Below are 13395 nucleotides of genomic sequence, written 5' to 3' on the forward strand. Positions count from 1 at the left end.
ACAGGAGAACGGATTGGCCATCGGTGCCCTGACCCCACCGCAAGATGATATGCCCCAGCGTGAGGCATTTGTTGAATTCCCCGACAACCGGTTGTTGATTGATCTTTGTGGTGAATATGACCGCAATCTGACCGATATCGAACAAAAGCTGTCCGTCCAGATCGTGCGCCGCGGCAACCAGCTTGTCGTGATGGGCGACGAGGATTCGCAAAAACAGGCCATCGAGGTTTTGCAGGCGCTCTACACCCGCCTGGAAGGCGGTCGAGATGTGGAAGCCGCGGATGTTGACCGCGAGCTGCGCATGGGCGGATCCGAGCAAGGAACCGGCAGCCGCGACGGCGATCAGCTTGAAATGTTCAAGGGTGGCACGGTCGAGATTAAGACCCGCAAAAAGCTGGTCGAGCCGCGCACCGATGCGCAAAAGGCTTATGTCCAGTCACTGTTCAACAATGAACTCGCATTTGGGATTGGCCCTGCGGGGACCGGTAAGACTTATTTGGCCGTGGCCGTTGGTGTCTCGATGTTCATCGGCGGGCATGTGGACCGGATCATCCTCAGCCGTCCAGCGGTCGAGGCCGGAGAGAAGCTGGGCTATCTGCCGGGCGACATGAAGGACAAGGTCGATCCCTACATGCAGCCGCTCTATGATGCGCTGAATGATTTCTTGCCGGGCAAGCAGCTGGCCAAGCTGATCGAGGAAAAGCGAATCGAAATCGCACCTTTGGCCTTCATGCGCGGGCGGACGTTGGCCAATGCCTTCGTTGTGCTGGATGAGGCGCAGAACGCCACGACCATGCAGATGAAGATGTTCCTGACCCGACTGGGTGAGGGCAGCCGCATGGTTATCACCGGCGACCGTTCTCAGGTCGATCTGCCGCGCGGGGTGCAATCGGGGCTGGCGGATGCGGAACGTCTTCTGAAGACGATCCCGAATATCAGCTTTAACTATTTCACCTCAAAAGACGTGGTGCGCCACCCGCTTGTCGCCGCCATCATCGAAGCGTATGAGGCCGACTCAGGCCGCGAGACGGGGTGATCGTCCGGGGCCGCGGGCTTTGGGCATGGTGATATGAACCTTGAACTGACAATTGAAGATGCGCGCTGGCAGGGGCTGGAGCCTCTGGCCGCGCGGGCCATTCAGGCGGTTCTGGATCATTGCGATCTGGATGCGGACCTGTGCGAGATCAGCCTGTTGGCCTGCGACGATGCCCGGATCGCCGAACTGAACGCCGAGTTTCGGGAAAAGCCTGCGCCGACCAATGTGCTCAGCTGGCCCGCCGAAGACTTGGCCGCCGATCAGCCGGGTGAGCCCCCGGCGCAGGCCGAGCCTGACTTTACCGGAGAAATCGCACTGGGTGACATCGCGATTGCCTATGAAACGTGCGCGCGCGAGGCTGAAGAGGCCGGGAAACCCATGGATGATCACGTCACGCACCTGATCATTCACGGAACATTGCATTTGCTGGGTTTTGATCACATTCGTGACCCCGACGCCACTTTGATGGAAGCTGTCGAAGTCGATATACTTGGCAAACTGGGTATTGATGACCCATATAATGTGTAGACAGGCCTCGGTGGCCGATTATTTGGAACAGGATTATGGGCGATACAGACGGCAGTTCTATGGCGGCGCAGAGCGCGCAACCCGAGGACGGCGGTGAAAAAGAAAAAGCCGGATTTTTTTCTCGAATAGTGGATGCGTTCTCGTCTCAGGGCGAGGATGAGGTTCACGAGGCCAATGGGCATGAGGTTGACAAGATGCAACCCCGTGGAATGATCAACCTGCGCCGGATGCGGGTTGAGGACGTGGCCATACCGACGGCCGAGATCGTCTCGGTCCCTTCGACCATCACCAAGGATGAACTGGCGCAGTTGTTCCGCGAAAGCGGTTTGTCGCGGATTCCGGTCTATGAGGGGACGCTGGATACCCCGTTGGGGTTCGTACACCTCAAGGATTTTGCCCTGACGCATGGCTTTAACGGCGGATCGACCGAGTTTGATCTGGTCTCAATGCTGCGGACATTGCTGTTCGTACCGCCCTCGATGCCAATTGGCGTGTTGATGACCAAGATGCAGACCGAGCGTCGTCACATGGCGCTGGTGATCGACGAATACGGCGGTGTCGACGGGTTGGTGACCATCGAAGACCTGATCGAACAGGTTGTCGGTGAGATCGCCGATGAACACGATGCCGACGAAAGCCAGCTGTGGCTTCAGGAAAAACCCGGCTGCTACATCGTACAGGCCCGTGTCCCGCTGGAAGAGTTCGAGGCCGAGATCGGGCGTTCGCTGACCAGCCATGAGGACGTGGACGAGGAAGAGATCGACACGCTGGGCGGTCTGGTCTTTATGCTGTCTGGCCGCGTACCTGCGCGGGGTGAAGTCGTTCTGCATCCCGAAGGGCCGGAGTTCGAGGTGATCGACGCTGACCCGCGCCGGATCAAAAGACTGCGTGTCATGTTGCCGGACCTTGTTGCATGAACCCAGCTCAGGGTTGGCCATTTTGGCTGAGGTTCCTGCTGGCGGCGCTTTTGGGGGCTGTGGCGGCCTTTGGCCTCGCGCCATTTGGTGTATGGGGTGCCACGCTGGTCGCGCTGCTTCTTTTGGCACCGCTCTTTCTGTCGACGGAAACGCGTGGCCGGGCTGCGTGGCTGGGTTGGGCCTTTGCCACCGGGTATTTCGCCCATGGGCTCAGCTGGATTGTCGAGCCGTTTTTCGTTGATGCTGAACGACATGCTTGGATGGCGCCGTTTGCTTTAATCTTCATGGCAGGCGGGCTGGCACTGTTCTGGGCGCTGGCTTTTTGGGTTGCGCGACGACCGGGTCAAAACGCTGTCGCTCAAGCGGTGTTTCTGGCTGTGGCCATTGCTCTGGCGGAATGTGCTCGAGGATATGTTCTGACCGGGTTTCCATGGGCCGGTCTGGCTCAGGTCTGGGTTGGCTCTTCGGTGGCGCAGCTTATGGCGTTGTTCGGGCCCTATGGTTTGGGTGCGCTGACGCTGTTGGCCACGTTGCCCTTGGGTGCGGCTATGACGCAGCGCAGGGACTTTGCCCTGCCGCTTGGCCTGACGGTTGGAGCCGCGTGTCTGGCGCTTGGCTTTGCCGCCATACGTCCGACCATTACCGAAACCGACCATGTCGTGCGCCTGATCCAGCCCAACGCGCCACAGCACCAGAAATGGGATCCCGATTATGCACCGCTGTTCTTTGCCCGGCAGGTCGAATTTACCGCCGCGCAACCTCGGCCCGATCTGATTGTCTGGCCGGAAACTTCGATCCCTGCATGGTTGGGAAGCGCCCAGCCCTATCTGGATGTTGTCGCCGACGCCGCACAGGGAACGCCGGTTTTTCTGGGTATTCAGCGCGGGGACGGGCCGCGTATCTATAACTCGATGATCTACCTGAATGAGGATGGTCAGCAGCAGGGATTGTACGACAAGCATCACCTTGCGCCATTTGGCGAGTACGTGCCTTTCGGAAATCTCATGGCAAAGTTTGGTATTCACGGCATGGCCACAACGGCGGGCCACGGGTTCAGCTCTGGCCCGGGCGCGGCACTTATGGATGCGGGCAAGCTGGGCAAGGCGTTGCCGCTGATCTGTTACGAGGCGGTGTTTACGCAGGATGTTCTGTCGGCCCCTGGGCGGGCTGATTTTCTGTTGCAGGTTACCAATGATGCGTGGTTCGGAACCCGATCCGGCCCATATCAGCATCTGGCTCAGGCGCAGATGCGGGCGATTGAGCAAGGCCTGCCTATGATGCGCGCGGCCAATACCGGTGTTTCAGCGATGATCGACCCTTTGGGTCGCATCACAGAGTCGCTGCCATTAGGGCAGGCGGGGTTCATTGACGCAAAATTGCCCGCGCCGCTGGCGTCAACCGTTTATGCGCGAATGGGGGATATTCCGGTCTTTGGTCTATTATTGTTCCTGTTTGCGCTACTTTGGCGCACCGCCCGCCGGGGGAACGCTTAATTACCGATTGACCCTGTTTTTCTGTGAGCGTATCCCAACGGGTGCCTGTCACAACGGCTTCCTGGCGTGATGGGGAAATCTTAATGGAGCACTTTCATGTCCCGACAGAACTATACATTTACCTCGGAGTCCGTTTCCGAGGGGCACCCGGACAAGGTCTGTGACCGGATTTCCGATGCCGTCCTTGACGCATTTCTGAACGAAGAACCCGAAGCGCGGGTGGCTTGTGAAACCTTTGCCACGACGAACCGCGTTGTGATCGGTGGCGAGGTTGGCCTGTCGGATCAGGATAAGCTGCACGACTATATGGGCCGCATCGACGAGATCGCGCGCGCCTGTATCAAGGATATCGGCTACGAGCAGGACAAATTCCACCACGAAACCGTCGAGGTGACGAACCTGCTGCATGAGCAGTCCGCGCATATTGCGCAAGGTGTGGATGCGTCGGATAACAAGGACGAGGGTGCTGGTGATCAGGGCATCATGTTCGGCTATGCGACCACCGAAACCCCTGCGCTGATGCCTGCGCCGATCCAGTATTCGCACGCAATTCTGCGGCGTCTGGCCGAGGTTCGGAAGAACGGCACCGAGCCTGCGCTGGGCCCGGACGCGAAATCGCAGCTGTCGGTTAACTATCGCGATGGCAAGCCGGTTGGCGTCAGCTCGGTCGTGCTGTCGACTCAGCATCTGGACGAGGCGCTGACCTCGGACGACATCCGCGCCATTGTTGAGCCCTATATTCGCGAAACTCTGCCTGATGGTTGGTTGAGTGCCGAAACTGAGTGGCACGTGAACCCGACCGGCAAATTCGTGATCGGAGGCCCCGATGGCGATGCAGGCCTGACAGGCCGCAAGATCATCGTGGACACCTATGGTGGCGCCGCGCCGCATGGTGGCGGTGCGTTCTCGGGCAAAGACCCGACCAAAGTGGACCGCTCGGCCGCTTATGCTGCGCGCTATCTGGCCAAGAACGTGGTTGCGGCGGGCATGGCCGAACGCTGCACCATTCAGTTGAGCTATGCGATTGGTGTGTCCAAACCGCTGTCGATCTATGCCGAGACCTATGGCACCGGACAGGTGTCGGATGCCCAGATCGAAAAGGCCGTAGGAGAGGTCATGGATCTGACCCCTCGTGGCATTCGCGAGCATCTGGAGATGAACAAGCCGATTTATCAGCGCACAGCGGCCTATGGCCATTTCGGGCGCGAGCCGGATGCGGACGGGGGCTTTAGCTGGGAACGTACCGATCTGATCGACGCCTTGAAAGCGGCGGTCTAAATTCGGCTACTAAAAAGTGCGCCCGTGCGGGCGCGCTCTATTCTTCGAAAACGGATTGAGGGGCGGCGGGTCAGTGAACGGGCACGACCGCCCCTTGCCTCATCCGCGCTTGCGCAGTATGGGCAGCGCCATGAGCACCCAGACACCCCAACGCCCCCGCAGAAACTTCTATGGCCGCTTCAAGGGCAAAACCCTCAAGCCCAGTCAAAAGACGTATCTGAATGAAGACCTCGACGCTTTGTCGCCGGGCGCTGTGGATTGGGAGAGTAATCCTGAACGCCACCCGTTGGACTTGGATGCGCTGTTTGGCGGCAAGGATGTCTGGCTTGAGGTTGGGTTTGGCGGCGGTGAACACTTGGTGCATCAGGCCGCCAGTAACCCCGATATCGGCATCATCGGGGCCGAGCCCTATATCAACGGCGTCGCCATGCTGCTGGGCAAGATTCGCCAAGCCGGGGTCGAGAACCTTGCCGTGCACCCGGGCGATGCCCGTGACCTGTTCGATGTGTTGCCCGAGGCCAGCATCTCGCGTGCATTTCTGCTTTATCCCGACCCGTGGCCCAAAACGCGGCATCACCGTCGGCGCTTTGTAACGCCTGAGCATCTGGAACCGCTGGCGCGCGCGTTGAAACCGGGATCGATCTTCCGTGTCGCGACTGATATTCCCGATTATGTTCGCCAGACTTTGGAAGAGGTGCCGCGCGCAGGCTTTGAATGGCTGGCCGAGCGCCCGGCGGATTGGCGCGAGCCTTGGGGTGACTGGATTTCCACGCGCTATGAACAGAAAGCCCTGCGAGAAGGGCGCACGCCGCATTACCTGACCTTCCGCCGTAAAGACTGATTGCCGCTGGACCATCTGGCCCCAATTCGCTAATCCGCCTTGAACTGATAGCGAAAACAGGAGCCCCCATGTCCGGACACGGCACGCCCATCCCGATGACCTCGCATCCCTGCGGCCCGCTGACCGGCACCGCCGAGGTGCCGGGCGACAAGTCGATCTCGCACCGGTCGCTGATCCTGGGCGCGATGGCCGTGGGTGAGACCAAGATCTCGGGCTTGCTGGAAGGTGAGGATGTTCTGGACACCGCCAAGGCGATGCGCGCCTTCGGGGCCGAAGTGACCGATCACGGCGATGGCGAATGGACGGTTTATGGCGTGGGCGTTGGCGGCTTTGCCGAGCCGGATCAGGTGATTGACTGCGGCAATTCGGGCACCGGCGTGCGGTTGATCATGGGCGCGATGGCGACGTCTCCGATCACGGCGACCTTTACGGGGGACGCCAGCTTGAACAAACGACCGATGGCTCGGGTCACTGACCCGCTGGCATTGTTTGGTACGCAGTCGGTGGGGCGCTCGGGCGGGCGTTTGCCGATGACCATCGTGGGCGCGGCTGAGCCGGTGCCGGTCCGTTATGAGGTTCCGGTGCCGTCGGCGCAGGTGAAATCCGCAGTGTTGCTGGCCGGTCTGAACGCGCCGGGCAAGACTGTGGTGGTCGAGAAAGAAGCCACCCGTGACCACTCCGAGCGGATGTTGGCAGGGTTCGGTGCAGAAATCACCGTCGAGGATACAGATGAGGGGCGGGTGATCACTCTGACCGGTCGCCCCGAGTTGAAACCGCAGGTCATCGCGGTGCCACGCGACCCGTCCAGCGCGGCTTTCCCGGTCTGCGCGGCGCTGGTCACGCCCGGCTCGGACGTATTGGTGCCGGGCATCGGCCTGAACCCGACCCGCGCGGGGCTGTTCACCACCCTGCGTGAGATGGGTGCGGATCTGACCTATGAGAACGAACGCGAGGAGGGTGGTGAGCCTGTTGCCGATCTGCGCGCGAAATACTCGCCGAACATGAAGGGGATCAAAGTCCCGCCTGAACGCGCGGCCTCGATGATTGACGAATACCCGGTGCTGTCTGTGGTTGCGGCCAACGCGACCGGCACCACGATGATGGGCGGCGTCAAAGAGCTGCGGGTCAAGGAAAGTGACCGGATTGACGCGATGGCCAAAGGTCTGCGCGCCAATGGTGTGACCGTGGATGAGGGCGAAGACTGGTGGTCGGTCGAAGGGCTGGGCATCGGCAACGTTCCCGGAGGCGGCACCTGCGAAAGCTTTCTGGACCACCGGATCGCCATGTCCTTCATGGTAATGGGCATGGGCGCCAAAACCCCTGTCTCGGTTGACGATGGCGGCCCGATTGCCACCTCCTTCCCGATCTTCGAGCCTCTGATGGCCTCACTGGGCGCTAAGGTCGAGCGCACATGAGCTTTACGGTTGCCATCGACGGACCTGCGGCGGCTGGCAAGGGGACGATCTCGAAAGGGATTGCGGCGCATTTCGGCTTTGCGCATCTGGATACCGGATTGCTGTACCGCGCGGTGGGTCGTCGGACGCTGGACGGAACCGCGCCGATCGAAGCGGCGCAGGTTCTGACCGCCGAAGAACTTGAGCAGGGTGATCTGCGGACCGCCGAGATTGCGCAGGCGGCGTCGAAAGTGGCCGTGATCCCCGAAGTGCGCGCCGCGCTGGTGGATTTCCAGCGCGCCTTTGCCCGTCGGGCCGGGGGCGCGGTGCTGGATGGGCGCGATATCGGAACGGTGATCTGCCCCGAAGCCGAGGTAAAGCTGTTCGTCACCGCCAGTGCTGAGGTGCGTGCGGAACGCCGGTATCTGGAACTTAGTGCAAAGGGCGCGGACGTAACCCGTGATCAAGTGCTGGCAGATGTGCGCGAACGCGATGCTCGGGATGCCGAACGTGCGACTGCGCCGATGAAGCCGGCCGAAGACGCCGTGTTGCTGGACACTTCGGATTTAAACGCCGACGCCGCGTTGGCGCAGGCATTGGCCCTTGTTGAGCGGAAACGGCCCGCGACGTTCTGACGCCGCGGGCAATAGGGTCACAGCTCGCCAACCGCGATGCTTTCGATCTTGGCCCATTGATCGTCAGCGGTTTTTGCCGTGCCGGTCACATCCTTCAGGAATGCGGCGCGGGTTTCAGCGTTCAGGAACAGGTACAGCTTGCCATCCGCGACCAGATATTGATCCGGGTCGCCATCGAACTTTTTGCCGACCGACACGCCGAACGAACAGAACCCACCATGCTGGGGCAGATAAGCGGCGGGGTTGGCCTCAAACGCTTCGAGGTTCGCAGCGCTGGTGAAATAGTAAGATGCGCCGTCATAGGTTGAGGAGTGGGTCGCGAAGCCTTCAACCGGATTGCCATCCTGCACCAGTGCCACCAGATCGACCCCATGTGCGGCCAGCGGTGCGCCAGCTGCCGAGATACCGTTCGAGACGTTGATCTCATCCGCCGCAAAGGCCGGTGCCGCGATCAGGGGCAGGGTGGCGATCAGGGTGCTCAGAACCAGAGATTTCATTGTATTTTCCTTTCATGTTCAGGGATGGGCTGGCCTGTCTGCCAACCGCTGAACCAAAGCTAGGGGGCGGGTTCTGAACGGGCTATGATCGTCAGGACGGCAAACCTTGCAGATCGTTCAAAGCTGCGGGCGCGCCGGAAACAGACCTCACCAAGCTTTGTTTGGTCAGCGCGGCGAGGCATTCCTATGCTTGGGGCATAGCTTGCAGGAGAGACGCAATGATCCGATTAGCCCTAATGCTGATTTTTCTGGCCGGAAGTTTGGCGGCCCAGGAGGCTCCCGAGACCGAGCCACCAATGGATTACGAACGTTTGGGCAAGATCCTCTTTGCACTCGATCCCGATGCACAACCGCAGGGCCCGGGGTTCCAATTGGTCGTTTCTGATGTGCCAGTGCTGGTGATCACCGACCAAAACGCCGACCGGATGCGCGCGATGGTTCCTATCCGCAGCGCCGAAGGGCTGACCGCCGAAGACATGCGCCGTATGATGCAGGCAAATTTCGACACCACGCTGGATGCACGTTACGCGATTGCCAACGGTACGCTGTGGGCTGCCTTCATTCACCCGCTGTCGTTGCTGGAAAAGGATCAGCTGATCTCGGGGTTAGCGCAAACTGTGAATATCGCCAAGACCTACGGGTCGCTCTACTCTGGCGGGGCGCATGAGTTCGGTGGCGGCGACAGCGGTAACCTTCAGCGTCAACTGATCGAGGAATTGTTGAAGAAGGGTGAGGAGATCTGACGTCTTTTGCGGTTCACGCCGGTAAAGGAACCGGCGTTCGATCACCCAGCAGGTACCGGATCACGTCGACATAGTCGAAGGCCAGTGAAATGGCGATGGTCAACAAGACGACTCGAATGATCCATTTTGGGGCGACGGGCATATCGTTACGGGCCTGTTGCCGGAACAGGTAGTAGGCAAGCGGCGTCCAGAATACGGCATGGCCCAGCCCCATCAGGCGCACATATCCCAGCTGGTTGAAGACAAACAGAACACCCATTCCGGCCAGAACGCTGCCCAGCACGGTGATGATTGCCGTAAGACGCGTTTGCCGCCAGATCAGCAGAGAGATAGGCAGTGCAAAGGCCCCAAAGCTTAGAATATTCATCCAGACCTGAATCCACTGGGGCTGCTGCGCAACGATGAGGTTGAACTCTTCCATGATCTGACGCCTCTGCTTTGTCTGCCTGAACCACTGGTGCCGCGCTGATACCACAGGCGCAACCGGACCGCAGTAAGTTCAACGGAATGTGAGGTCGGCGGCTTTGATCCTGTTTTTCGCCCTAAATGCTTTGGACTTGCGGGGCAGCAGCCAACCCGCTATAGAGCACCCGTCTTAACAAGGGCGGTTAACGTCCGGATGACGTATCTGAGCAGGGCCGGGTTACCTCGGCCCTTTGTGTTTGTGTAGTCAGATGCGCTCCGGGTCACGCCTGAAGACACCATGAAACAAGACCGGCGGAGACAACCGCTCGGCCAGCAAAAACGTATGTAAAGGAAAACAACGCCACATGGCTAACGCATCCATGGAGGAATTCGAAGCCCTCCTGAATGAAAGCTTCGAAATGGACACGCCCGAAGAGGGTTCTGTTGTCAAAGGTAAGGTTCTGGCGATCGAAGCCGGCCAAGCCATCATCGACGTAGGCTACAAAATGGAAGGCCGCGTTGATCTGAAAGAATTCGCAAATCCCGGCGAAGCCCCTGAAATCGCTGTAGGCGACGAGGTCGAAGTTTACCTGCGCGCCGCAGAAAACGCCCGTGGCGAAGCCGTCATCTCGCGCGAGATGGCCCGCCGTGAAGAGGCATGGGACCGTCTGGAAAAAGCATATGCCGACGACCAGCGCGTCGAAGGTGCTATCTTTGGTCGTGTCAAAGGTGGCTTCACCGTCGATCTGGGTGGCGCAGTTGCGTTCCTGCCCGGTTCGCAGGTTGACGTGCGCCCCGTGCGCGACGCTGGCCCGCTGATGGGTCTGAAGCAGCCGTTCCAGATCCTGAAAATGGACCGCCGCCGTGGCAACATCGTTGTGTCGCGCCGCGCTATCCTGGAAGAATCGCGTGCCGAACAGCGTGCCGAAGTTATCGGCAACCTGTCCGAAGGTCAGACCGTCGAGGGTGTTGTCAAGAACATCACCGAATATGGTGCATTTGTTGACCTGGGCGGCGTTGACGGCCTGCTGCACGTCACCGACATGGCATGGCGCCGTGTGAACCACCCGTCCGAGATCCTGACGATCGGCGAAACCATCAAGGTTCAGGTCATCAAGATCAACAAAGAGACCCACCGCATCAGCCTTGGCATGAAGCAGCTGCAGGAAGATCCGTGGGATCTGGTTGCTGCGAAATACCCGCTGGGCTCGGTCCATCAGGGTCGCGTCACCAACATCACCGACTACGGCGCGTTCGTCGAGCTGGAAGCCGGTGTCGAAGGTCTGGTGCACGTGTCCGAGATGTCCTGGACCAAGAAAAACGTCCACCCCGGCAAGATCGTTTCGACCAGCCAGGAAGTCGACGTCATGGTTCTGGAAATCGACGGCGCCAAGCGTCGCGTGTCTCTGGGCCTGAAGCAGACTCAGCGCAACCCGTGGGAAGTGTTTGCAGAAACACACCCCGAGGGCACCGAGGTCGAAGGCGAAGTCAAGAACATCACCGAATTCGGTCTGTTCATTGGCCTCGAAGGCGACATCGACGGCATGGTTCACCTGTCGGACCTGTCCTGGGACGAGCGTGGCGAGGATGCGATCCAGAACTACCGCAAAGGCGATATGGTTTCGGCCGTCGTTTCGGAAGTTGACGTCGAAAAAGAGCGTATCTCGCTGTCGATCAAAGCCCTGGGCGGTGACAAGTTCGCCGAAGCCGTGGGCGGCGTGAAGCGTGGCTCGGTCATCACCGTTGAGGTCACCGCAATCGAAGATGGCGGCATTGAGGTCGAGTACGAAGGCATGAAGTCGTTCATCCGTCGTTCGGACCTGTCGCGTGACCGTGCTGAGCAGCGCCCCGAGCGTTTCTCGGTCGGTGACAAGGTCGACGTCCGCGTCACCAATGTTGACAGCAAGACCCGTCGTCTGGGCCTGTCGATCAAGGCACGCGAGATCGCCGAAGAGAAAGAGGCCGTGGAACAGTACGGTTCTTCCGACTCGGGCGCATCGCTGGGCGACATTCTGGGTGCCGCGCTGAAGTCCGGCGACTAAGCTTAGGCATCAGTCCAAACCGATTTTACGGCCCCGTGCAGACGCGCGGGGCCGTTTTTGTTGCGAATCAATATGTTCCGTTTTCCGGGCTTTATTCATCTGGCGTTCACGCATTACGCGCTCAAATCACCCCTCCAAGCAAAAAATTGCGCGAGTTAGCAGTAAAATGAAGGGTTTGCACAAAGAGTTGTCGTTCCCCCGATCCGGGTTTTTTCCTATACTGTCCAGAACAATAGAGATGGTTAACCGGTCGCCTGGGAGGGGAACGCTTATGATCCGTTCAGAACTGATTCAGAAAATCGCCGACGAAAACCCGCACCTTTATCAGCGTGATGTCGAGCGGATCGTGAATACCGTGTTCGAAGAAGTGACGGATGCAATGGCGCGCGGCGACCGTGTTGAGCTGCGCGGGTTCGGAGCGTTCTCGGTCAAACAGCGCGACGCGCGTGTGGGCCGTAACCCCCGCACTGGCGAGACGGTTCAGGTCGAAGAGAAATGTGTTCCATTTTTCAAAACCGGCAAGTTGCTAAGGGACCGTTTGAACGGTAAAGCCTAAGGCATGATGCGCTACATTCGATATGCTTTTCTGGCGATCCTCGGGATCGTTCTCATCTCCATCTCTCTGGCCAATCACGAGGCGGTGGAACTCAAACTTATGCCGGATGTTTTTGCCGAGCTGGTGGGTTTCAACCTCAGCACGTCGCTGCCCCTGTTCCTTGTGGTGCTGGGCGGTGTGGTGGCCGGTCTGATCATCGGCTTCCTGTGGGAGTGGATGCGTGAACATAAGCATCGCCGCGACGCCACTGCGAAGAAAAGCGAAGTGCGCAAGCTCGAGCGTGAGGTCAAGAAGCTCAAGAAAAAGCAGAATGAAGGGCAGGACGAAGTTCTGGCACTGCTGGACGAAGCCAGCTGAGGCACCTGAATGTCGGATGTATCTGTCAAAATCTGCGGTCTGACCGCCCCTGATCACGTGCGCGCTGCGGTGGATGCCGGGGCGCGGTATCTGGGTTTCAACTTTTTCCCGAAATCACCGCGATATGTCTCACCTGAACAGGCCGCATCTTTGTCTGGTCATGTTCCGGTTGGAGTGGCAAAGGTGGCGTTGGTCGTGAATGCCTCGGATGCGCTTTTGGATGAAATCACCGCGACCGCCCCGGTTGACATGTTGCAGCTGCACGGGTCGGAAAGTGTGGAACGGGTGCAAGAGGTCAAGGCCCGCTATGGCCTGCCGGTGATCAAGGTTATCGGGGTTGCTGATGCCGAAGATCTGGTTGCGATTGATCCTTACAGCGATGTGGCGGATCAGCTTTTGATTGACGCCAAGGCGCCGAAAAATGCGGTGCTGCCGGGCGGAAACGGATTGGCGTTTGACTGGCGATTGCTGGCAGGGCGCAAATACTGGCGCAAGCCCTGGATGCTGGCCGGTGGGCTGAACCCGGAAAACGTCGCCGAAGCCATCCGTATGACCGGAGCGCGTCAGGTCGATGTCGCTTCTGGTGTGGAAAGCGCGCCCGGGGTCAAGGATGCTGCATTGATGCGGGCCTTTATCGACGCCACCCGGTGATCTGATTGCCAGCTGACCGCGT

15 protein-coding genes and 1 riboswitch are annotated in these 13395 nt (G+C 59.5%); of the genes, 13 read left to right on the forward strand and 2 right to left on the reverse strand.

From position 1 onward, the window contains the following. The first annotated feature begins 13 nt into the window (after positions 1–13). From ACOQOY_RS15975 to ACOQOY_RS16010, 8 genes are all read left to right on the forward strand, one after another. Positions 14–1036: a PhoH family protein gene (locus ACOQOY_RS15975; protein WP_420586351.1), complete on the forward strand. Its 1023-nt coding sequence runs from the start codon at positions 14–16 to the stop codon at positions 1034–1036. Between the two features lie 33 nt (positions 1037–1069). After that, on the forward strand, positions 1070–1564 hold the full coding sequence (ybeY, locus tag ACOQOY_RS15980; protein ID WP_420586352.1) for an rRNA maturation RNase YbeY: 495 nt from the start codon (positions 1070–1072) through the stop codon (positions 1562–1564). Between the two features lie 35 nt (positions 1565–1599). Then, the gene (locus ACOQOY_RS15985; protein WP_420586353.1) at positions 1600–2481 is read left to right on the forward strand and encodes a hemolysin family protein; all 882 of its coding nucleotides are present in this window, start codon (positions 1600–1602) and stop codon (positions 2479–2481) included. After that, entirely contained in the window at positions 2478–3974 is a 1497-nt protein-coding gene (gene lnt / locus ACOQOY_RS15990; RefSeq protein ID WP_420586354.1) for an apolipoprotein N-acyltransferase, read from the forward strand. The genes ACOQOY_RS15985 and lnt overlap by 4 nt, the downstream gene beginning before the upstream one ends. Positions 3975–4016: 42 nt before the next feature. Beyond that, a riboswitch (SAM-SAH riboswitch) is annotated at positions 4017–4065 on the forward strand. Between the two features lie 5 nt (positions 4066–4070). After that, complete coding sequence (gene metK, locus ACOQOY_RS15995) at positions 4071–5252, forward strand: methionine adenosyltransferase (RefSeq protein WP_420586355.1); 1182 nt, start codon at positions 4071–4073, stop codon at positions 5250–5252. A gap of 130 nt (positions 5253–5382) precedes the next feature. Continuing rightward, entirely contained in the window at positions 5383–6093 is a 711-nt protein-coding gene (gene trmB / locus ACOQOY_RS16000) for a tRNA (guanine(46)-N(7))-methyltransferase TrmB (protein ID WP_420586356.1), read from the forward strand. A gap of 68 nt (positions 6094–6161) precedes the next feature. Continuing rightward, positions 6162–7508, forward strand: a complete 1347-nt coding sequence (gene aroA / locus ACOQOY_RS16005; protein ID WP_420586357.1) for a 3-phosphoshikimate 1-carboxyvinyltransferase — start codon at positions 6162–6164, stop codon at positions 7506–7508. Beyond that, positions 7505–8122: a (d)CMP kinase gene (locus ACOQOY_RS16010; protein WP_420586358.1), complete on the forward strand. Its 618-nt coding sequence runs from the start codon at positions 7505–7507 to the stop codon at positions 8120–8122. The genes aroA and ACOQOY_RS16010 overlap by 4 nt, the downstream gene beginning before the upstream one ends. A gap of 17 nt (positions 8123–8139) precedes the next feature. Here the strand turns inward: ACOQOY_RS16010 and ACOQOY_RS16015 are convergent, their stop codons facing one another. Next, positions 8140–8619, reverse strand: coding sequence for a YHS domain-containing (seleno)protein (locus tag ACOQOY_RS16015; protein ID WP_420586359.1), 480 nt, complete (start codon positions 8617–8619; stop codon positions 8140–8142). A gap of 218 nt (positions 8620–8837) precedes the next feature. Between ACOQOY_RS16015 and ACOQOY_RS16020 the strand changes: the two genes are divergently transcribed. Further along, positions 8838–9362 carry a hypothetical protein gene (locus tag ACOQOY_RS16020; protein ID WP_420586360.1) on the forward strand — a complete coding sequence of 175 codons (525 nt, stop codon included), beginning with the start codon at positions 8838–8840 and terminating at the stop codon, positions 9360–9362. A 13-nt stretch (positions 9363–9375) separates the two neighbouring features. Here the strand turns inward: ACOQOY_RS16020 and ACOQOY_RS16025 are convergent, their stop codons facing one another. Continuing rightward, positions 9376–9783, reverse strand: a complete 408-nt coding sequence (locus ACOQOY_RS16025) for a hypothetical protein (RefSeq protein WP_420586361.1) — start codon at positions 9781–9783, stop codon at positions 9376–9378. A 349-nt stretch (positions 9784–10132) separates the two neighbouring features. Here ACOQOY_RS16025 and rpsA point away from each other — a divergent pair, with 349 nt between their 5' ends. The 4 genes from rpsA to ACOQOY_RS16045 all read left to right on the forward strand — a co-directional run bounded on the left by rpsA (position 10133) and on the right by ACOQOY_RS16045 (position 13373). Continuing rightward, entirely contained in the window at positions 10133–11809 is a 1677-nt protein-coding gene (rpsA, locus tag ACOQOY_RS16030; protein WP_039532111.1) for a 30S ribosomal protein S1, read from the forward strand. A gap of 271 nt (positions 11810–12080) precedes the next feature. After that, complete coding sequence (ihfB, locus tag ACOQOY_RS16035; RefSeq protein WP_037310872.1) at positions 12081–12365, forward strand: integration host factor subunit beta; 285 nt, start codon at positions 12081–12083, stop codon at positions 12363–12365. A gap of 6 nt (positions 12366–12371) precedes the next feature. Continuing rightward, positions 12372–12722 (forward strand): lipopolysaccharide assembly protein LapA domain-containing protein, encoded by a 351-nt coding sequence (locus ACOQOY_RS16040; protein ID WP_420587257.1) that lies wholly within the window; start codon positions 12372–12374, stop codon positions 12720–12722. 9 nt (positions 12723–12731) lie between these two features. Next, positions 12732–13373 carry a phosphoribosylanthranilate isomerase gene (locus ACOQOY_RS16045; RefSeq protein ID WP_420586362.1) on the forward strand — a complete coding sequence of 214 codons (642 nt, stop codon included), beginning with the start codon at positions 12732–12734 and terminating at the stop codon, positions 13371–13373. Positions 13374–13395: the final 22 nt, after the last annotated feature.

It is taken from the genome of Ruegeria sp. (genome assembly GCF_965221235.1).
GTDB lineage: Bacteria > Pseudomonadota > Alphaproteobacteria > Rhodobacterales > Rhodobacteraceae > Ruegeria.